Source organism: Flexibacter flexilis DSM 6793 (genome assembly GCF_900112255.1).
Lineage (GTDB): Bacteria > Bacteroidota > Bacteroidia > Cytophagales > Flexibacteraceae > Flexibacter > Flexibacter flexilis.
In genome coordinates, this window is sequence record NZ_FOLE01000007.1 from 219,000 (window position 1) to 240,921 (window position 21,922).

A 21,922-nucleotide genomic window follows, 5' to 3' on the forward strand; every position below is an offset into this window, starting at 1 on the left:
TTTATATATAGCCGAAATGTTTGTTGTAACATACAACTCGTGTTTGTAAACAAAGCCTTGTTTGTAAACCATCGGTCATTATGAATAAAAGAAGACTTGATTTTGCGGCTTGATTGGTAAAAATCAGGCTTAAAGGGGCATGACGAGGCTACGAGAGAATTTCCCCAAAACACAAAATACCCAAAAAAAGCCACGATTAAATTAAGCCCAAACTTGCGTTCCTTCTGTGCAGTTTTTGCACATTTCAATTTCCGAACGTGAGCGCAAAAGCGTAGTTCTAAAACGTTGATAACCTTCTCCTTGCCAAATTTCTTTGAAAGATTGCTCCTGCACGCTACCCAAACGATGTTCGGCATCTTTGTCGAAACAGCAAGGCACAACCAACCCGTCCCAAGTGATGACGCACGAATGCCACATTTTCCAACAATGATTGAGCAATTGGTTTTTGATGGAAAATGTCCCGTCCGTGTTGGCGCGGTAACGGCTGTATCGGTCTATGCTCGGAATCAGCGGCGAACCGTTTTCGTAGTCATAAATCTGCGCGGTTTTGAACCCAACGCTATCCACGCCCAATTCTTTGGCCAACTGCTTTACTTCGTCGATTTGGTGCTCGTTGGGTTTTACTACCAAAAATTGAAAAACAATATAAGGTTTGGCGGATTTGAGTTCTTTTTTCCAACGAATAATATTGCGCGTTCCTTCCAACACTTTTTCCAGCTTCCCACCCACGCGGTACGATTGGTAAGTTTCTTGCGTAGTGCCATCGATGGAAATAATGAGGCGATCCAAACCCGATTCCACGGTGCGGCGTGCGGCGGCATCAGTCAAAAAATGGCCGTTGGTGGAAGTGGCTGTATAAATTTTTTGGGCGGAAGCATAGCGCACCATTTCCAAAAAATCGGGGTGCAGATACGGTTCGCCCTGAAAATAAAAAGTCAGGTACAACAACTTATCTTTCAGTTGGTCAATGGTTTGCGTAAACAAATCTTTCGGCAACATTCCCGTTGGGCGCGAAAAAGACCGCAAGCCGCTGGGGCATTCGGGACAACGCAAATTGCAGGAAGTTGTTGGCTCAAAAGCAATGCTCACAGGCATTCCCCAGTGTACGGGCTTTTTGCGCCATTTGGCCACAAAATAACTTGCCAACACGCCCAACGCATTGGCGGCGCGTTTCCACGTAATCTTGGAAGCAACATTGAGGCCGTCTGCCCACGCTGGATTGATATTCATTGTTATTGCTGTTTCTGACTTTGATTGCTTTTTCCAAACCACCGAACCAACCCGTTCAGTTCCTGCCCCGAAGATACGGCCAAATATTTTTACAGAAAGTTTTTAACAAAAAACATCCGTCTTACGTTATTACAAAGCAGATACACATTATTCCCAAAAAATTGGGTAAGTATCTGAACAGCAAATAATTCTTTACGAAAAAGATTGCAGATTATGAAAGACCAATCTCGCATACCCACCAACAAAGTAGAACGCGCCACCAAGTTTGTGGCCACAGGCGTAAAAATCGGTGGAAATTATATAAAACATTATGCAAAAAAAGCGATGAACCCCGACCTCAGTCGCGAGGAGTTGCACAAAGACAATGCCGCAGACATTTATGAGTCGCTCAGCGAGCTGAAAGGCAGTGCGCTGAAAGTCGCGCAAATGATGAGCATGGACAAAAACCTGTTGCCGAGAGCTTATTCCGACAAATTCCAAATGTCGCAATACAGCGCACCGCCTTTGTCGGGGCCCTTGGTTGTCAAGACTTTTCAGGAATATTTTGGCAAATCTCCCGCCGAACTTTACGACACTTTCAACCTGAAAGCCAGCAACGCCGCCTCTATCGGCCAAGTGCACGAAGCCACGCTCAAAGGCAAAAAACTGGCCGTCAAAATCCAGTACCCTGGGGTGGCCAACAGCATTAGCGCGGATTTGAAAATGGTAAAACCCGTAGCCGTGCGGCTCGTCGGTCTCAACGAAGCAGACATTAACCGCTACATGGAAGAGGTGGAAACCAAGCTATTGGAAGAAACAGATTACGAACTGGAAGTGCGACGCGGCACGGAAATTTCGGAGGCTTGCAGCCAAGCCATTGAAGGGCTGATTTTTCCCAAATACTACCCCGAACTTTCGAGCAAACGCATTATTACGATGGATTGGCTCGACGGAATGCACCTCAAAGAGTTTTTGGCCACCAACCCAACGCAAGAAATTCGCAACCGTGTGGGGCAAACGCTTTGGGATTTTTATGAATATCAAATCCATACGTTGCGCCAACTGCACGCCGACCCGCACCCTGGCAATTTTCTGATACGCCCCGACGGAACAGTCGGAATCATTGATTTTGGTTGTGTGAAAGAAATTCCTGAATGGTTTTATCACAAACATTTTGCCTTGCTCAATCCGCGCAACTTAGAGGACAAAGACAAAATTTTGCAACTGTTCTATGACTTGCAATTTTTGTATCCGAACGATGAACCGCGCGAAAAGGCGTTGTTTTTTGATATTTTTGTAGAAATGTGCAACCTATTAGGCCGACCATTTCACACCGATACGTTTGATTTTGCCGACGACGAGTATTTCAATAGCATTTACGAATACGGCGAAAACCTCTCGCGCATGAAAGAAATAAAAGAACAAAAAGTGGCACGCGGTTCTAAAGATGCCTTGTACATAAATCGTACATATTTTGGACTTTATTCGATGCTCAACGAGTTACGCGCAAACATTACAACTCACTCGGTTTTTAAAACCATGACCATTTAATAAAAAAACAATATTATCCCCTAAAAGCGATGTGTTTTCAGAAAACGCATCGCTTTTTTAATATTTCCTTAATGCGCCATTCGTAATTAGAAAACAACCCTTTAAAACTTATATAGTAAGATTTCGTGTATTTTTTGTAGCAAAAAAAGCATAGAACTTGTTACATTTGAAAAACGTACAGTATATATGTAAAAAACATTTTTTTCTTACCAAAAGAATAAACATTTTATATCATGGCAGCTTCATCTGTAACATTACCACCCAAAAACCGCCAAGAGTGGCAACAAATGATTTCGGGAGAAATCAACTATCGTTATTCCAACTTTGTACTTCAGATGCAACTCACGCAGGTGCAAAAAGACATCAAGAACAAAAAAATAACGATGGATGATGCCGTAGATCGCATTTATGAACTTTGTTCTAAATACGTTTTGGCCGTACAAACTGATTTCAAACAAATTTTTAAAACTTGGTAGGTAATGACAGACAACAAGCTACACACATTAGAATCTACAAAAAAGCTAATCGAAGAAGGACGTTTGCTTGTAATCGCGGGCGCAGACGTACTTTTGGCTCAACTACCGAAAGGCCAATGGATTGGCGGCTCAAATCCTTATTTGCTTGATGCCGACGGCGGCAAACAAACCAACGAACTTTTGTACGTGAAAGATTTCACGCCATTGGCTGTCAGCAGCAAATTTGCCATTTACGACGAAAACAGCATTAGCCAAGTAACCAAAGACGGTTTTGACAATGGCATTATTCTTACAATTATGCCAGCTTTTACGCCCGTACATCTAACTTTCGGGTTGCATGCCCCAGAATTTGAAAACCAGTACATCAATCCGCTCATGGGTTGGGTGAGTGGTACGGACTTCGACAAAGTAGGGGTAGTGCCTGCCACGACTTACGCAGGCGGCGAACGCTTCACCGACAAAGCCGTAACATTGCATTTACAACTTCCAGACAATAAAATCGGGCGCATCGAAATCATTAATATCTACGAAGCAGACGAGAGCAGCGACGAGATCGTTTTTGAAGAAGACGGATTTGCGCACGCCGACTGCCTCGTAAATGGCCAAAAGCAAAATTTGTTTGAGTACATGGAAAGCGGCAACCGTTGGCTTAGTCCTCTCATTACCGACTATAGTGGTGCTTCCATTAACATCGGCCTGATTCGCAACGACGCGGCCAAACAAGCCATGTTTGCCGCACCTGTTTTTAAAGATACTGTTTATAAGCTCGCACAAAAGTCTGCCGAAAATTACCAAAAAGCCTTTTTTGAACAGTTGTCCAAAGATGCCGACAAAGAAATCGTGTATTCTTATAGCTGCTTGTACAATTACCTCAACTTTGGTTTGGAAGGCAAACCCATCAAAGGATTTACGGGCGTTTTTACCTACGGAGAAGTTGGTTATCAATTGCTTAATATCACTTTTGTTTATTTGCTTATTGAGGACAGAGTTTAATTTTTTCAATTAAAATAAAAATTTTATCCTTAATTTTTTGGCTTAAATAAAAAAAACAATATTTTTGCAGCCTCAAATCGTGGTACAAGCGATTTCGGGCCTATAGCTCAGACGGTTAGAGCACCTGACTCATAATCAGGGGGTCCTTGGTTCGATCCCAAGTGGGCCCACCCAACAGAAAAGACAATCAACAAACGCCTATTAAGTCAAAAAAACTTGGTAGGCGTTTGTTTTTTATGATTCAAAGGCTTCGGTTATACGCTTCGGCCTATCCGACACGTTTTATACATACAAAACCTGCCTATCACAATAAAATTTCATGTAATAAAAATAATTAGTTTGGTTACATTCACTGTTTACCAATAATTGTTGCGTATATTTGCAGCCCTATTTTCATTGCGACTCTATTGTATATTCTGAGTAAGTTTTGGTGTTCACTTGCAGCCTTTTTGCTAAAGGTTTTGCGTATTCTATATTGGTCATGTTAAAGAAATGGATCATTGCCAGTGCCATTATCGTAGGATTATCGGCCACACTTCCCGCCCACACGACATCTTCGGGACTGTCGCAACACGAGTGGGTGGACAGTGTCTATAATAGTTTGACCCCGCGCCAACGCTTGGGGCAATTGTTTATGGTGGCGGCCTATTCCAACAAAGATGCAGCGCACAAACAAGAATTAAGCAAACTTGTTACCGAATACAACATAGGCGGCCTCATCTTTTTTCAGGGTGGCCCTATGCGACAAGCTCGCATGACCAACGACTTGCAAGCACAAGCCAAAGTGCCAATGCTTATCGGCATGGACGCGGAATGGGGTTTGGCGATGCGCTTGGACAGTACCATTAGCTTCCCGAGACAAATGACGCTCGGTGCTATCGCCGACAACGCCTATATTTTCAAAATGGGTGCCGAAATTGCTCGCCAATGCAAACGCATGGGCGTACATGTCAATTTTGCGCCAGTGGTGGACGTGAACAGCAACCCGAATAACCCAGTTATCGGCATGCGTTCTTTTGGCGAAAGTAAAGAATTGGTGGCCGCCAAAGGTTCGGCTTATATGCGTGGGTTGCAAAACTATGGTGTAATGGCCAACGCCAAACACTTCCCTGGGCATGGAGACACCGACGCAGACTCGCATATTTCTTTGCCTGTTATCAAACATTCTAAAGAACGCCTCGACGAGGTAGAACTTTTCCCATTCAAAAGACTAATCGCTGATAGTGTAAAAAGCATTATGGTTGGGCATTTGCACGTACCCGCTTACGACAAAGCGAACAACCGCGCCGCTACGCTTTCCAAAAATATCGTTACCAATATTCTCAAAAAACAACTGGGCTTTAAAGGTTTGATTTTTACCGATGCCCTCAACATGAAAGGTGTAAGTAGCTATTACAAACCCGGTGAAGTAGATGTAAAAGCATTGTTGGCTGGCAATGACGTGTTATTATTCGCGGAAGATGTGCCAGAGGCCATTAACCAAATAGAAAAAGCCGTGAAAGGCCGCGACATTCAGGGGAAAGAAATTGAAAAACGCGTAAAGAAAATTTTGGCGGCCAAATATTGGGCTGGCCTGAACAAATACCAACCTATTGAGCAAAGCAATCTTTACAAAGATTTGCACATGGCGCAGTCTGAGGCTCTCGTACAAGAACTTTACGGCAAAGCGGTTACCATTACCAAAAACGATTACAAATGGTTGCCATTTAAGACTTTAGATACCACACGCTTTACTTCGTTGGCGATTGGTGCAGACAAAACCAACACGTTCCAAAAGATGTTGAGCAACTATGCGCCTTTTGAACATTTTCATACTACTGGCCGCAGCAAAGATTTTGATACGTTGGCCAGTCGTTTTAAAGGCAAACGCCGCACGATTATCGTGAGTTTCCATAAAATCAATGGCTCATCGTCCAGAAACTACGGCATCAGCGACACGGCAGTGGCTTTCTTGAAAAAGCTACAAGAAAAACACAATGTAGTAGTAGTGGTATTTGGTAACCCATACAGCTTACGCAACTTCAAGGATTTTCCTGCGGTGGTTTGTGCTTATGAAGACAACAAATACACACATGCCGTAACGCCTCAAGTGCTGTTCGGAGCTATCGAATCGGAAGCTACTTTGCCCGTAACCGTTGCGCCTAACATGAAATTAGGAACAGGTTTGCCAACTTTAGCCCTGAACCGTTTGCGCTACGGCTACCCCGAAGAAGTACAGATGAATGGCGATATTTTGGCGCGTATTGATAGCCTCGCCAACCTGATTATTAAGCAAAAAGCTACACCCGGTTGTCAGGTATTAGTGGCCAAAGATGGCGTAGTGGTGTATGATAAATCATTTGGTTATTTGACTTACGACACGACACAAGCCGCCGTAAGCGACAGCACGATTTATGACATTGCCTCTATTACGAAAGTAGCTTCCACGTTGCAGGCGGTCATGTATTTGTACGAACGTGGCAAGCTGGACATTATGGCCAAAGCCTCTGATTATTTGCCTGAGCTGGTAGGCACGAACAAAGAAAGCCTTGTGATTAGTGATATTCTGACGCATCAGGCGGGTTTGCAGCCCTATATTCCGTATTGGAAAAAAACCATAAAGTCGGTGTCGGTGAGCGAAGTGTATTACTGCAACAGCAAAGACAATTGGTTTACCAACGAAGTTGCCCCCGGTATTTTTTCGATGAAAACCATGGAAGATTCACTTTGGATATGGACTATCAAATCGGATTTGCTGGAAAAAAACAAACGCGGTGTTTATGATTACAAATACAGCGATTTGGGCTTTTACATTATGAAGCGTGTGGCTGAAAAGCTGCTGGATATGCCCATAGACAAGTTTAATGCCCAAACATTTTACGACCCGTTGGGGTTGGCAACTATGACGTTTAAACCATTGGAAAAATTTCCTGCTACGATGATTGCCCCCACAGAAAAAGATGTGCTGTTCAGAGGTAAACTCATACAAGGTACGGTACACGACCAAGGCGCGGCAATGTTTGGGGGTGTGGCTGGTCATGCGGGACTTTTTAGTAACGCGCATGATTTGGCGGTATTGATGCAAATGAATATGCAAGCGGGCTATTATGGAGGTATTCAGTATTTTGCGCCGTCGGTGATGCCTGTTTTTACCAAAAAATTCTTTGACCGCAATAGACGCGGGCTGGGTTGGGACAAACCTTTGCCGCGCGGTGGTGGGCCTGTGTCGAAAATGGCTTCGGCTTCTACGTTCGGACATACAGGTTTTACGGGTACGGCGGCGTGGGCAGACCCCGACCATGGTTTGGTGTTCATCTTCTTGTCTAATAGGGTATATCCAGATGCCGAAAATGTGAAACTGATTAGCGGCAATATTCGCCCGAAAATTCAAGATATTATCTATGAGTCCATTTCGGCCAATTACCCGAACGTAATAGGCAAACACGGAACGAATTAACCCATACAAAGGCTTCTCTTGCTAAAAGGGAAGCCTTTTTTTATTAAAGTAACGATTGGATACTGACTGCTGTCCGTATTTAATATTCAAACCCCTCCTAAATCCTCCCCAAGGGGAGGACTTTCTACAGAGCAGAAGTTGAACAAAAAAACAACCCCTATGGTCTTTCTCGACACTATAGGGGTTGTTTTTATTTTATTAGCAAACAGAACTACGGCAATACATCAACCCAACCTCTATAAGATTTGTTGGTGTATTTGATGGCATAAAAATACGTGCCTGCGGGAACGGGTTTGGCATTCCAAGCAAAATCGCGTTTGGTATCTCGGAAAACTCTTTTGCCCCAACGATTATAAATTTCAACACTGACGAACTGATTTATACAGTTGTCGGGTGGCAAGTCGGGCAAACGGAATACATCGTTTTTGGTGTCGCCGTTGGGGGTGGTAACGTTATAGTGCGTAAAATCGCGGTCGGCAGAGTCTTTCACCGTTACAAAAACCGACGAATCCATAACAGACAAATTTGGGCAGCCATTGTCCACTAACTCAAACCTGATTTGATAGGGATTGTCGCGTACCAAAGCACAAGTAATTGGCCATTCGAGGGTAGCGGTAAGCTGCCCGCTTTGGCTGCCATTTTGGGTAAGTGTCGCACCGAGCGCGTCAAAAGAAGTACTATCATCGATCCAACCGCGTATGGTAAGATTATCTCTTTCTCGATCAATGCCCGACAAGCCAATCGTTACTTTTTGGGTAGGAATGGCCGATACGGAATTGGAAATGCTAATTGCATCATTTACCCTAACATAATCAATCTGTACAGAAGGGGCAGTATTCGGAGTGTACAACACATGGAAGGTAATCCAAGTGGTATCCGCTTTGGGGGTTGGGCAACCGTCGTCGGTAACAACAAAAGGAATCGTAAAGAGTGTATCGCCTTTGTAGTTACAGGCAGGTGCCCAAATAATATTAGCCGAAACGGGTTGTGTGGCCGAAATAGGAGTAAAGGCAATATTATTTTTCAGGATTAAATCTGCCGCCTCCAAATAACTCAGTGTGAGTATATTTGTCCCGTTCGGGTCAGTGCCTGTCAAACTAATGGTTTGGGTTTGGCCAGCAATAACAGTAACCGAAACATTCTTGTTCGTCATATTATTGACCAAGAGGGTCGGTTGATCATTTGGTTTTTCCTTGACGATCACCACCAGTGTAAGTGTGTCATTGTGTATGGCCACACAACTACTATCGGATAAGATAAAATCAAAAATAAAAGGGCTATCAGCCGAAGCCGCGCAATTGGTTTGTAATGAGAAAGTGGAAGCCACGGAGTCTTTTCGCAAATTTCGGGTAGGTAAAGAAAGCGTACCGTTGGTACTGTTCCATTTTACAATGTTAGAACGCAACACTAAATAATCATTTTCGGTATCTGTGCCCCGAATATTAGCCGAAAAAGCTTGTCCAGCCGTTACATGAACCGTATCGCGGCGATTGGTTCTTACGGCGTTGCCGCTGGTTTGGAGTTTGAGGGTTGGAGCGGTATTGGGAGTGGGTTCTATTTTAAATACCAAACGTAGGGTAGTAGATTTGGGGATACTGCAACCGTCGTCGGTGGCCGTAATATCTATTTTGAATAAAGAGTCGGTCTGGGTGGTAAAGCTACAAGGTCCAAAACAAATGGAAGTCGTAATACTATCTTTCGTTTGCGTAGTAGTACCCGAAGTAGCGGTAAGGCTAAAAGGATATTGACTTGCCACAAAGTTTACGGGAGTCGCTTTTATTTTCATGGACTGGCTCACGTCCGACCCCAAAGGCATATCTTTAACCGAGAAACTAAAACAATGACTGTCAGTTGCTTTTATCTCTATAGTATCGCCATTGGTATAAAAACCACCCGTCGCAGGATTCTTGATTTGTACGGAAGGAGAATTATTAGGCAAACAATCCTTTACAAGCAATTGATAATCACGGCGTACCTGACCAATATAGACACCGTTACGATATTCTTGGCACAAAATCGAAAAGACAAAAAGCCCCAACGATGTAGGACGCACAGTAAGCAATCCTGTTACGGGATGAATACTTAATGGATTGGGCTGGCTATTCAGGGCATTAGTTGCACTGTATCCGCCAGCCCAACTTACATTTGAATAAGGGGCGGGATCGGGCGTATTAGGAGCGGGATCTAAAGCAGAACTATACCCATTAAGTGGCGTAATCATGCTATACACCAAAGAATCGCCGTCGGGGTCAGACCCTGCAAAACTAAAAGAGAAGTCTTCATTGACACAAGCATAATCGCTAAGAGGCGGAAACAAAGTAGGAGAGGAATTAATAAAAGCAAGGCCATTTTTGGTTACAGGCGGAAATTCCATATAAAAAACTTGGCCAGCCGCTCCAGAACTCTGAATATTAGTAATGGTATTGTTTCGGCAACAACGCTGCCAAATGACGTAGTAACCATCAGCACTGTTATAAGTAGTCGCAGGCAAAGAAATCGTTTTTCGATACTTTAATATTTGTGTACTCAAAGAAGTGGCATTCGAGGCACATTCGGGGTTTGTATAGGCCACAAAAGGTTCTGCGGCAAGTTTATTAAGCATATGACTTTCCATAAACACATTATCCGACTTGCGAAAGATAAATACGGTTGCATTGGGGTCTTTTGCTCCCGCACTACCATTAATCGCATCAAAATAGAGATTCATGGTGAGTTGATAACTGCTACCTGTCAGGTGCACGAGTTCAAACTCTCCACCCACAATATGTGTAGCCCTCGCATTACTCAGCCACCCAAGCAAGAAGAGCAGAATTAGTCCAAGTTTCTTCATAAACAAATAGATTTAGTATATAGCTTACCTCTAAACGTAGAGGTGGTTTGAAAGAATATAGCCCAATATACTATTTGACTGTTTTTTTTGAAAATATTTGGGTAAATAAAAAAAAGGCGATGCCCGCACCAACGCCATCGGCCAAGGCATCCCAAATATCAGCACTGCGCCCAAACGAGGGCTGAATTATTTCTATCAAAATCCCGAACACCACTGACAGACCTACACTCCAAAAACCGTATTTCTGCGCGTTCATTTTCAAAAAAGCCCAAGCCAACCACCATGTTTGTCCGCCAAACAAAAAGATATGTACGAACTTATCCACATTCGGAATAGCCACTAACCAACCAAAACGGGACAAGCCACTGGGCGCGGCCAGCGTCATTCGTAAAACAAAAATAGCCCACCCAAAGGCAGGCCACCCATAACGCAATACTTTCATTTTCAGTAATCAATTATAAAGTTTCAAAACGCCAACCCGCACGCCCAAAGTATTTGAGATAGCGCGGCAACACGTAACGCAAATTTCGTTCGGCTTTCAGGCTATCATGAAAAACGACAATTGAGCCGCATTGCGTATAACGAATGGCGTTGCGCAAGCATTTTTCTTCGGACAAGGTTTGGTCAAAATCCGCCGTGAGCACGTCCCACATAATCAGGCGATAATAGGGTTTGAGTGCTTGCGCCTGCAAGTTGGTAAGGCGACCATAAGGTGGTCTAAAAAGTTTTTTACCTTGACTAAAATATTGTGGTTCAGAAGCTTGTGCTTCCATTTGTTTTTGACAAGCCTCTATATTTTCCAGATAAGTTTCTTCTTCCGTTTTCCAGCCGTTGAGGTGGTTAAACGTATGATTGCCAACCTTGTGGCCTTGCGCCAACACACGCCCAAACACGTCTGGGTGTTTTTCGATGTTGTGCCCGACACAAAAAAACGTAGCTTTTGCCTTGTGTTTGGCCAGTTCTTCCAACACAAAATCCGTTACTTCAGGAATGGGGCCATCGTCAAAAGTTAAGTAAATAGTTTTGGGTGGAGCAGCGGGTACGTCCCAAGCAAATTCTGGCCAAAAGCGTTTGATCAAAATATTGGTTTTGTGCCAATACATAAAATAAAAACTAAGCGTGTCTAATTTTTCTGAAATAAAAACCCACAGTTTATGCACAACAGCCAACAATGTGGATAACTTTGTGGATTAACGAGAAATAACCGCCTCAGGCTTGAGGATTTTGTAGCTGCTAAAATCCTGTGCAGCTGTAAGGCCTGTACCCGTCAAAATATCGAGTTGTGTGGTGATTCTCACGAACTTATCCGTATAAATACGTTTTTCGATGTGGTTGAATTTAAGCTCTTCACTTTCAAGTTTTTGCTTTTCCACAAAGTTTTCCACAACTACATTTCCTGTGGCAAAATAAATACCTGCTTGCTTGTCGTAGCGGGCATAATTGGCCGTTAAATGGGTAGTTTCCACACCTTTTGGGTCAAAAAAATCTATTTCGATACCTTTGTTAAACTCGCGGTCGCCTGTCTGAAACTCGGTTTGCAACGGAGCTTTCACAATAAGTTTGAGACGCGCCGAATCCGAATACACCGTTTCTACATTTTCGGCAATAGCCACAGGCCCCGTATAAATTTTAATTTCATCTAATTGCTTGGTTTTGTGTTCGTTACACGCCCCAAAAGCCACAGCCAACAGCATTACGCCCAGCCCACGCCCCAAATAATTCATGCGATATTTTTTATAAAATGAAATACAATGTCTTAGCAGTAGTCCCGCGAACGGTGGGCAAAGTTACAACCTTGATGCCAAAGTTTGCACAAAGGATACATTTTTAATGCTAAAGAATAAGGCTTCAGGCCAAACGCTGCCGCTTATCCGCTAAAAATAGCATTAGTAACATAATAAATTGTTGGCTACCAAAACTTTTTCGTAAATTTTCCGTTGGTAATAAAAAGGCACAAACAAAGGCCTTCGTTGCCAAAAGGTTTTTTATCAACAACATAAATATTTGATTATGAGCAAAAAAGCCGCCGCCGCAGAGGAAACTTCCCTACGCGACAAAATCCGTGACAATTACATTGACTTCATACTCACCAACGGCCAACGCCCCGCTTCGGTGTACGCTTTTGCCAAGCAATTGGGCATTTCGGAGGCTGATTTTTACACAGAATTTGCCACTTTCGAGGCCATCGAAAACAGCGTTTGGGCAGATTTGTTTCAGACCACCCTCACGCGCTTGGAAGGCGATGCGCAGTACCAACAATATGGCGCACGCGAAAAACTGCTGGCCTTTTACTTTACTTGGATAGAAAGTCTCAAAACGCGCCGCAGCTATGTTACGCATTTGCTTGACTCCCAAAACTTGCTTATTACCAAAGATTTAGGTTTCAAAAAACGTTTTGTGGCCTACGTGCAGGAAATCGTCAATACAGGCGTAGAAAGCGGCGAAGTACAAAAACGTGCTTTTCTGGCCGACAAATACGCCGATGCGCTTTGGTTGCAACTGCTTTTTGTGCTAAATTTTTGGGTAAAAGACAATTCTACCAATTTTGAACAAACCGATGCGGCCATCGAAAAAGCAGTAAATCTTTCGTTTGACCTGATGGGACACAACGCTTTAGATACGGTTTTCGATTTTGCTAAATTTCTGGTACAGAGTAAATAGTATTTTCGTTATAAATTCTCAATAATTCTCCACTATGTAAAAAGTCTGTCGGCAATTTCGGCAGACTTTTTTATTGAGGGAATAATGGCTGTGTTATTGGTTTTTTGCTACATTTGAAACATTCGGTATTTTTATAACAAAGTATTTGGCTTTTCTAAAATCTTTACCCTAACCCCCAATAACAAAACTTATGAAAGCTATTCTCAATTATCTTTTTGGATATAAAAGCCTTTCGCGCGAGCAGGCACAAGACGTACTGACGCGCATGGGGCGTGGCGAGTTCAACGCCTCTCAAATGGCCGCTTTTATGACCGTGTACATGATGCGTAACATTACGGTTGAGGAATTGGAAGGTTTCAGAGCCGCCATGCTGGATTTGTGTTTGCCCGTGGAGCTTTCCGAATACGACCCAATGGACGTGTGTGGCACTGGCGGCGACGGCAAAGACACTTTCAACATTTCCACAACTTCTTCTTTTGTGATTGCTGCCGCAGGCCAACGCGTAGCCAAACACGGCAACTATGGCGTTTCGTCGGCTTGTGGGTCTTCTACGGTGATGGAATTTTTGGGGCATCAGTTTACCAACGACACGGACAAGTTGCGCCACAACATGGACGAAGCAGGCATTTGCTTTCTACACGCGCCACTTTTTCACCCAACCATGAAAAACGTTGCGCCGATTCGGAAAGAATTAGGGGTAAAAACTTTTTTCAATATGCTTGGCCCAATGGTAAATCCTGCCAAGCCGCGCAAACAATTTGTGGGCGTTTTTAGCTTAGAATTAGCGCGACTATACGCATATTTGTACCAACAAACAGACAAGCAATTCGGGATTGTGTATGGTTTGGACGGCTACGATGAAATTTCGCTCACAGGCGATTTCAAACTCATTCGCGCCACCGAAGAGCAAATTATTTCGCCCGAATCGTTGGGGTTTGACCTGCTCAATGCCAATGAGTTGGCGGGCGGGGCTACCGTAAAAGAGTCGGCGGACATTATGCTCAATGTGCTACAAAACAAGGCCACACCCGCCCAAAAAGCGGCAGTAGAAGCCAATGCGGCGGCGGCACTTTATACGGCATCAGACAAAAACATCTCGTTTGAAGAAGCACTATCGCAAAGCCGCGAGGCACTGGAAAGCGGCAAGGCTTGGGCTTGTTTTCAAAAAATGATGGCTAACTGATATTTTTATTTTATTGAAAATCAAATCATTATATTTTTTTATGCTGCTGGCCGTAGCTACGCTGGCGGTGCTGTATGTGGGGCTTCATGTCGGAAGTTTTAGTACGGATTTTCGTACGCTTTGGCAGATTGTGCAGCACTACGACAGCACCGACTCGGCACAATTGGCCATCATCGAACTGCGGTTGCCGCGTATGCTCATGGCTTTGCTTTCGGGTGGTACGCTGGCTTTGAGCGGCTATTTACTCCAAATTCTTATTAACAATCCCCTGACCGATTCTTATACATTGGGCGCATCGTCAGGCGCGTCCTTGGGTATAAACATTGCTTACTTGGGAGCTATTCCCATGAGCTTTGCAGGGCTTTATTTGCCTATTTTGGCGGCCTTTGTGGGAGCTTTGGGCGTAACACTTTTGGTGGTGGCTATTGCTCGCAATCATCAATCTGTCAGCCAATTACTTTTGGCAGGTATCACCATTTCGGCCTTGGCCAACTCCTTTATTAGTCTGATTTCTTACCTTTCGGATAGCGATGGAAAAATCCGTAACATTATTTACTGGACAATGGGCAGTTTTGAAAATGCGCGTTGGTCGTATCTTCCTTCGTTGGCAATTGCGCTGGCAGTAAGCATTGTTTTATTTATTATTTACCAAAAACATTTGTTTGTACTCATGCTGGGGCAGAGTAGGGCAGGGCATTTAGGTTTGTCGGTTAGGCAACTACGGCGTATTATTTTAATTTCAGCCACGCTGCTCACAGCCTTGGCGGTGGCTTTTTCGGGAACGATTGGATTTGTTGGCTTAATTATTCCGCATTTTATACGCAGTTTGTTGGGCGCAAATGGCAAATACAACGCCCTTTGGGTGGCTTGGACGGGCGGCCTGTTCCTGATGGCCTGCGACGTAATTTCCAGAATGTTATATCCGCCTGCGGGTTTGCCGATTGGCATCATCACTTCCTTTGTGGGAATACCTTTCTTTGTATATTTGCTGCTGAAAAGGAAAAGTAGTTTCTAAAAAATGGTTGCCGCGAAGCACTGAAAATCAGATTTTTTGTTTTTAGATAACATTCCTTTATTACACAAAAAAGAATACAAAAATAATGGTTTACGTTTGCCGAAAAGAGCATTTTAATGCTGCTCACAAATTATATAACCCGAACTGGTCGGAAGAAAAAAACCGCGAAATGTTCGGCCCTTGCGCCAACCACAACTGGCACGGCCACAACTTTGTACTGACGGTTTACGTAAAAGGCGTACCGCACCCAGAAACAGGTTTTGTCATTGATTTAAAAGTACTTAGCAAATTGATTAACGAGTTGGTAATCGAAAAACTCGACCATAAAAACTTAAATATGGACGTGGATTTTATGATTGGCAAAATGGCCAGTTGCGAGATTTTGGTAATGGAAATCTGGAAAATATTAGCTCCAGCCATCAGCGCAGCCGCACCAAATGCCCAATTGCACAAACTAGTGTTGGACGAGACTCCGCGCAATTTTGTGGAATACTACGGCGAATAATCAATACACCATCACACAACCCAAACATTAAATGAAATACTACATCATTGCAGGCGAACGATCAGGCGATTTGCACGCTTCTAACCTCATCAAAAGCCTTAAACAAGAAGACCCAAACGCACAAGTGCGTGCGTGGGGCGGCGAACTCTCCGAGCAAGCAGGCGCAGAAATCGCGATGCACTACGAGAAAATGGCTTTTATGGGATTTTTGGAAGTAGTCCAAAACCTAAACACCATCCGAAAGGCGTTGCAGTTCTGCAAAGATGATATTTTGGCCTACAAACCCGACGTGGTGATTTTGGTGGACTATGCTGGTTTTAACATGAAAGTCGCCAAATTCACCAAGTCGCAAGGCATACGCACGTATTATTACATCTCTCCAAAAATCTGGGCTTGGAATCAGGGCAGAGCCAACAACATCAAAAAATATGTGGATAAGATGTTCGTGATTTTGCCTTTTGAAAAAGATTTTTACAAAAAATTTGACTACGAAGTTGATTATGTGGGCAATCCAATAAACGATTCGGTCGCTGCATTTTCACCCAATCCGAATTTTAGGAAAGAAAACGGACTGGACGAACGTCCGATTATTGCCATTTTGCCAGGCAGCCGCAAGCAAGAAATTGAGCAGATGTTGCACTACATGGTAAGCATTGTTCCGAGCTTCGGAGATTACCAGTTTGTAGTGGCGGCCGTACCCAATTTTCCCAAAAAATACTACGAACAATTCCGTCGCAACATCATTACTATTGTCTATGACCAAACTTATGACCTACTACAAGAAGCTAAAGCTGCGTTAGTTACATCAGGTACGGCGACGTTGGAAACGGCCTTGTTTGAAGTACCGCAAGTAGTTTGTTACAAAGGAAGTGTCATTACCTATTGGATAGCTCGCAGCCTGATCAAAGTCCGTTTTATTTCTTTAGTAAATCTAATTGCAGATAAAGAAGTCGTAAAAGAACTTATTCAAGATGACTTTACCCCGAATAACCTACTTGCCGAGTTAAAAAAATTGCTTAGTGGAAGCCCTGCCAGAACACAGCAATTAACTGAATACAAAAAAATTAAAGAGACAATAGGGCAGGCTGGCGCATCTGAAAAAACAGCCAAACTGATTATAAAATACTTAAAGGAAAGTGGCGCGACCAACTGATATTGCATTTGAAATACAAATGTAATATATTTGTACTTTATGTGTCAAAAATAATCTCTTATCAAAGATTAAGACCTAAAAACAGCATTACAAGCCAGAAATTTAATATTATTATATATAACCACTTATTTATTTTCGGTCATTTTTTGGAAAAGATGTATTTTCCTGACTATAATTATGCGCTAATTCTACAAAAGCAGGTATATGAAACATTATAATTCTACCCAATTTTTCATCATGTTGGCCTTTTCGGGCACGATGCTACTAAGCAATTGGCAGCATGCAGTAGCCCAACAAAAACCCAACGACCAAAAAAAAACAGCTACACCAGCCACAACACTAGGCAAACCTTCGGGAGCAATTGTAGCTGCTTTTGGGTCTATTAAGATAGATAATGGGGCTAAGTTTACAACTAATAAGGATAAAAAAGTAAACTTAATCATCAGCCTCCAACGCCCAGATCCTACACGCTACAAAATGATGGTAAGCAACGAACCAAGTTTTGCAGGTAAAGACTGGGAGCATTATTTACAAATGAAGCCATGGGTACTTGACGGAGAAGATGGCGTAAAAAATGTTTTCGTGAAGTTTTTAGACCCAGCGGGTAACGAGTCGGAAGCTATATCATCATCTATTACTTTGGATAGAATACCTCCTTCAGACCTTTCCATTGTCATCAATGAAGATGCACAATACTGCATCGACCCCGCCTTGCGTGTAAAGCTCAAAATTAATGCAAAAGATGCCAAAACAATGCGCATCTCTAATAGCCCAAACTTTGCGGGAAATCCTAATTTTGAAAATTACTCTCCAAGCAAAGATTTTGTTTTAGCTCCACCTACCCCCCCAGAAGGTCGGAGAACAGTTTATGCACAATTCAAAGATGAGGCTGGTAATATTTCAGAATCGGTACAAGATACAATTCGTTTAGATATTAAAGAACCATCAATAGGTTCGGTAAAAATTGCTATTGGCAATGGTGTTAAGCAAGATATAAGCCGACTTGTTTGTAATTCAAAAGACAAAAAAATAACGCTGAATATCAGTTCCGTTGGTGCAACAAAAATGATAGTAGTGCAAGGTTCTGCTGCACCTCCAGCTCTTGTAGCACCCACAACACCACAAACTGGCACAAACAAAGGCAAAACAACTACGCCTGCTGTTGCTACTAAAAAAGTAGAAGGAGTAGAAGCATACGCAACTGTAAAAGAAATTACACTTGATGGAGAAGACGGAGAGAAAACAATTCAAGTTTATTTTGGCGACGAGGCAGGCAACCGTACTAAAATCCCTGCAATAACCAAAATTATCCTTGATAGACAAGGCCCTACAAATGGTCTTTTAAAAATTGATGATAATAAAGAATATACAATTAACCCACAACACAAAGTTAATCTGAAGCTAGAAGCCAAAGGCGAGCCATTTCAGATGATGATTAGCAACAAGCCTGATTTTGCAGGTGCTAGTTGGGAGGGTTATACGACGATCAAAAATCAATGGACATTAGAGGGAGAAGACGGAGAAAAGACAGTCTATGTCAAATTTAAAGATCGTGCAGACAATGAATCTGAGATTTTCTCTGATAAAATCATCCAAGATACAAAGCCACCTATCGTTAATAAATTCGTAATAGATAATGATTCTGCTTATACAACTAATCCTGCTGGTAAAGTAAATATTCAGATAGATGTTACAGAAGCAGAAACTATGATATTGAGCAATACTCCACTCAACCCATTATCTTACTTAAATCAACCAGCAACCAATAGCGGAGCTTGGAAAAAGTACAATACATCCGAATCTAATTATCAATTAGATATGTATGAAGGGGAAAAAACTATTTACGCATTATTTAAAGACAAAGCGGGAAATATAAGCAAACTAGCCTTCGACAAAATTACATTTGATAAAATAGCGCCAAGCTCACCGAAAATTATCATAGAAGATAATGCGCCTTGGATTATCAATGCAGATAAAAAAGTAAAACTAACTCTTTCGGCTGATCAAAGCCCTGCATATGTAATGGTTAGCAATAACGATAAATTCACAGGTGCAAGCTGGGAACATTTTGCTCCAGTAAAAAAAGACTGGGTACTTGATGGCGAAGACGGTGAAAAAACGGTTTATGTAAAATATAAAGACAAAGCTGGTAACATTTCTGCGGTAGCTAATGCCAAAACTAAAATGGACAGAAAAGCACCTACCGAACCGAAGATTATTATTAACAGCGACTCCGTTTATACTCGTTCGATAGAAAAGAAAGTAAACTTAAAAATTTCGGCGAAAGATGCCACACAAATGCGTATTAGCCAGAATCCGAGCTTCCCTCCAGGCTTACAAGGCTGGGAAACTTTTATCACAACTAAACCCCTCATATTAGAAGGAGGAGACGGAAATAAGTCTGTTTATATTCAGTTCAAAGACCAAGCTGGAAATATCTCTGCTACGGCAAGCGATTCTATTCGCCTTGACCGCACAGCTCCAATCCCAGGAACTTTGGTAATTGATGACGGCGCAGAGTTTAGCAACAACAAAGAGAAAAAAGTTAATTTAAAATTCTCTGCAAATGGTGCTAAAGAAATGATGATTTCAGGTTCGGCTGCATTCACTGGAGCTAAATGGGAACCATATTCTCCAACTAAAGCAAATTATGTTTTGGAAGGAAATGAAGATGGTCCTCGTATTATTTATGCTAAATTCCGTGATGATGCAGGCAATGTTTCAAACCCTCCTATTCAAGGTAATATCAAATTAAAGCGTAAGTTTTAACAAATACAGTAATATTTTCCGAAAGGTGGCTTACATTCGTAGTAAACCACCTTTTTTTATGCTAAAAATTATTTAATTTTAATTTTAATTTAATACATTCGCATAAGATAAACGCATTATTGTGTTCTATATAGATATAATGTATGAAATACAAAATATTTACGACCATTTTAATCTTCCTAACCTGCACAACCAATCTTCAGGCACAAAATACAAGTTTGAGTTTGGCACATGCCTTCATGCAAAAAGGTGAACTGGACAACGCCATGCAAGCTGTTGAAGTAGCAGCAGTTCACCCAGAAACTGCCAATAATCCCAAAACTTGGTATTATAAAGGCTGGATTTTGAAAGAGAAATTCAAAAAACAAGGCATGAAAGACGATAATTTTTCTATCAGAAGAACAGGGTCTGAAGCATTTGCAAAATCTATTAGCTTAGATACAAAAGCAGAATATAAATCTGATTGCGCTAAACTTATCATGTACCTGACAGCCAGTCTCTACAACGAAGGAACGGATAATTTTAACGACAAAAAATATAAAGAAGCCATTCCTTTTTTTGATGAGTATATCAAAGAAGTTAGTCTTTTAAGTACCGATTCTCTGGATAATTCAGCGTATTTTTATTTGGGATATTCGTACTATCACGAAAAAAATGAGGCGCAAGCCAAAAAGTATTTGGAAAAATGCCGCCAGTTAAAATACCCTGATGCCGTAGTCTATGATTTCTTAGGTCATATTTATGACAATGAAAAAAAATCAGCAGAAGCACTCAAAACCTTAGAAGAAGGAACAGCGAAATATCCAAAAGACAAGCCGCTGGCTATTACACACGTGAACGTGTTAATGAAAAATCAAAAAAACAAGGAAGCCGTAACGCGTATAGAAAAAGCACTACAATCTGACAGTAAAAACTTAGACTTATATTTAGTATTGGGCACAGCTTGCGAAAGAGCCTCAGCCAAAGACTCTGTGCAGAAAATGATGTACCTTGAAAAAGCACAAAATGCTTATAAAAAAGCCTTAGACTTGGATAGCACCAATTTCATGGCTAATTACAACTATGGTATCATCTCTTACAACAAAGGTGTTGATCAAATCAATAACCAAAGCTACGATATTGATTTATTAGACTTAGATAAAGTTCTGAATCAGAGTACAGATTTGTTCAAAAAAGCGTTACCATATTTAGAAAGAGCAAGCAGACTCAAGCCCGAAAATAAAAATACATTGATGGCCTTAGAAGGTATTTATGTACATATTCAGGCGGAAGACAAACTCGCACAGGTACGAACTAAACTCCAGAAATAATATTATTTTATAGTATTCTAAGAAGTCTAAAATAAGTGACTTCTTTTTTCATGCAAGCAAGAAACTTTTGAATATAAAATTCGTTTCCGTAGTTTTGCATATTCAAACGCACTTACTTTAAAAATAGCTTGTTCTATTATTAAGTTTTTTTTACTTGTTTGGAATTTGGAGACTACGGAGAAAATATTGAGAGGCGCAGAGGAACTATTCATGCGCTACGGGATTAAGAGTATTACAATGGACGAAATTGCCAAGCATTTGGGAATTTCTAAGAAAACTATATACCAATTTTTTGAGGATAAAGACGAAATCGTCTTTATGAGTTGCAAAAAGCATTTGTGTAGCGATGCCGAATGCCTACAAGTTATTAGTAGAGGTGCAGCCAATGCCGTCGAGGAAATCTTTAATTTATCCGAATTTCTGAGAAATACCGTTGTGCGAACGCATCCATCGGTTCTGTTCGATTTGCAGAAATACCACAAAAGCTCTTGGGATTTGTATTTATCACACAAAGAAACGGTGATAGAAAAATATATTAGCTCCAATATCCGACGCGGTATTGAAGAGGGTTTGTATCGGGCAGAAATCAATGTGTCGATTATCTCACATATACGATTGGATATGATTCAGATGGCCTTCAACCCAGACATTTTTCCACCAACACGTTACAACCTCATGGAAGTGCACATGCAGCTGATGGAGCATTTTATTTATGGCTTGCTTTCGCCAAAAGGCTATGAAACTTTACAAGAATTAAAAAACAAAGCACGCAATTTGGCCAATTAACATTCAATTTGCAGGCCTTCGGGTTGGTTTATTTCCACAAAATCG

17 protein-coding genes and 1 tRNA gene are annotated in these 21,922 nt (G+C 41.9%); 13 read left to right on the top strand and 5 right to left on the bottom strand.

Going from position 1 to position 21,922, the window contains the following annotated elements; translation table 11 throughout:
- Positions 1-201: 201 nt before the first annotated feature.
- Positions 202-1,230, bottom strand: a complete 1,029-nt coding sequence (locus tag BM090_RS12500; protein WP_091513441.1) for an SPASM domain-containing protein — start codon at positions 1,228-1,230, stop codon at positions 202-204.
- Positions 1,231-1,443: 213 nt separating this feature from the next.
- Between BM090_RS12500 and BM090_RS12505 the strand changes: the two genes are divergently transcribed.
- The 5 genes from BM090_RS12505 to BM090_RS12525 all read left to right on the top strand — a co-directional run bounded on the left by BM090_RS12505 (position 1,444) and on the right by BM090_RS12525 (position 7,665).
- Complete coding sequence (locus tag BM090_RS12505; RefSeq protein ID WP_091513443.1) at positions 1,444-2,760, top strand: ABC1 kinase family protein; 1,317 nt, start codon at positions 1,444-1,446, stop codon at positions 2,758-2,760.
- A gap of 233 nt (positions 2,761-2,993) precedes the next feature.
- Entirely contained in the window at positions 2,994-3,236 is a 243-nt protein-coding gene (locus BM090_RS12510; protein WP_091513445.1) for a hypothetical protein, read from the top strand.
- 3 nt (positions 3,237-3,239) lie between these two features.
- On the top strand, positions 3,240-4,229 hold the full coding sequence (locus tag BM090_RS12515) for a DUF6976 family protein (protein ID WP_091513448.1): 990 nt from the start codon (positions 3,240-3,242) through the stop codon (positions 4,227-4,229).
- A 96-nt stretch (positions 4,230-4,325) separates the two neighbouring features.
- Positions 4,326-4,399, top strand: a tRNA-Ile gene (locus BM090_RS12520).
- A 311-nt stretch (positions 4,400-4,710) separates the two neighbouring features.
- A complete protein-coding gene (locus tag BM090_RS12525) occupies positions 4,711-7,665 on the top strand; it encodes a serine hydrolase domain-containing protein (protein ID WP_091513450.1) in 2,955 nt (984 codons plus the stop codon).
- Between the two features lie 211 nt (positions 7,666-7,876).
- Here the strand turns inward: BM090_RS12525 and BM090_RS12530 are convergent, their stop codons facing one another.
- The 4 genes from BM090_RS12530 to lptC form a co-directional block, all read right to left on the bottom strand.
- Positions 7,877-10,495 (bottom strand): T9SS type B sorting domain-containing protein, encoded by a 2,619-nt coding sequence (locus BM090_RS12530; RefSeq protein ID WP_091513454.1) that lies wholly within the window; start codon positions 10,493-10,495, stop codon positions 7,877-7,879.
- 70 nt (positions 10,496-10,565) lie between these two features.
- On the bottom strand, positions 10,566-10,937 hold the full coding sequence (locus BM090_RS12535; protein ID WP_091513458.1) for a VanZ family protein: 372 nt from the start codon (positions 10,935-10,937) through the stop codon (positions 10,566-10,568).
- A gap of 13 nt (positions 10,938-10,950) precedes the next feature.
- Entirely contained in the window at positions 10,951-11,598 is a 648-nt protein-coding gene (locus BM090_RS12540) for a polysaccharide deacetylase family protein (protein ID WP_091513606.1), read from the bottom strand.
- A gap of 87 nt (positions 11,599-11,685) precedes the next feature.
- Positions 11,686-12,219 (bottom strand): LPS export ABC transporter periplasmic protein LptC, encoded by a 534-nt coding sequence (gene lptC, locus BM090_RS12545; protein ID WP_091513461.1) that lies wholly within the window; start codon positions 12,217-12,219, stop codon positions 11,686-11,688.
- 286 nt (positions 12,220-12,505) lie between these two features.
- On the opposite strand from lptC, the gene BM090_RS12550 reads away from it, so the two are divergent.
- The 8 genes from BM090_RS12550 (at position 12,506) to BM090_RS12585 (ending at position 21,877) form a co-directional block, all read left to right on the top strand.
- Positions 12,506-13,156, top strand: a complete 651-nt coding sequence (locus tag BM090_RS12550; protein ID WP_091513464.1) for a TetR/AcrR family transcriptional regulator — start codon at positions 12,506-12,508, stop codon at positions 13,154-13,156.
- A gap of 190 nt (positions 13,157-13,346) precedes the next feature.
- Positions 13,347-14,339 (top strand): anthranilate phosphoribosyltransferase, encoded by a 993-nt coding sequence (trpD, locus tag BM090_RS12555; RefSeq protein WP_091513467.1) that lies wholly within the window; start codon positions 13,347-13,349, stop codon positions 14,337-14,339.
- A 40-nt stretch (positions 14,340-14,379) separates the two neighbouring features.
- A complete protein-coding gene (locus BM090_RS12560; protein ID WP_091513471.1) occupies positions 14,380-15,354 on the top strand; it encodes a FecCD family ABC transporter permease in 975 nt (324 codons plus the stop codon).
- Between the two features lie 85 nt (positions 15,355-15,439).
- Positions 15,440-15,859, top strand: a complete 420-nt coding sequence (locus BM090_RS12565; RefSeq protein WP_091513474.1) for a 6-pyruvoyl trahydropterin synthase family protein — start codon at positions 15,440-15,442, stop codon at positions 15,857-15,859.
- A 31-nt stretch (positions 15,860-15,890) separates the two neighbouring features.
- A complete protein-coding gene (gene lpxB / locus BM090_RS12570) occupies positions 15,891-17,012 on the top strand; it encodes a lipid-A-disaccharide synthase (RefSeq protein ID WP_091513477.1) in 1,122 nt (373 codons plus the stop codon).
- Positions 17,013-17,216: 204 nt separating this feature from the next.
- Positions 17,217-19,781 (top strand): hypothetical protein, encoded by a 2,565-nt coding sequence (locus BM090_RS12575; RefSeq protein WP_143083966.1) that lies wholly within the window; start codon positions 17,217-17,219, stop codon positions 19,779-19,781.
- 143 nt (positions 19,782-19,924) lie between these two features.
- Positions 19,925-21,091, top strand: coding sequence for a tetratricopeptide repeat protein (locus BM090_RS12580; protein WP_091513486.1), 1,167 nt, complete (start codon positions 19,925-19,927; stop codon positions 21,089-21,091).
- Positions 21,092-21,256: 165 nt separating this feature from the next.
- On the top strand, positions 21,257-21,877 hold the full coding sequence (locus tag BM090_RS12585) for a TetR/AcrR family transcriptional regulator (RefSeq protein ID WP_143083967.1): 621 nt from the start codon (positions 21,257-21,259) through the stop codon (positions 21,875-21,877).
- The last annotated feature ends 45 nt before the right edge of the window (positions 21,878-21,922 follow it).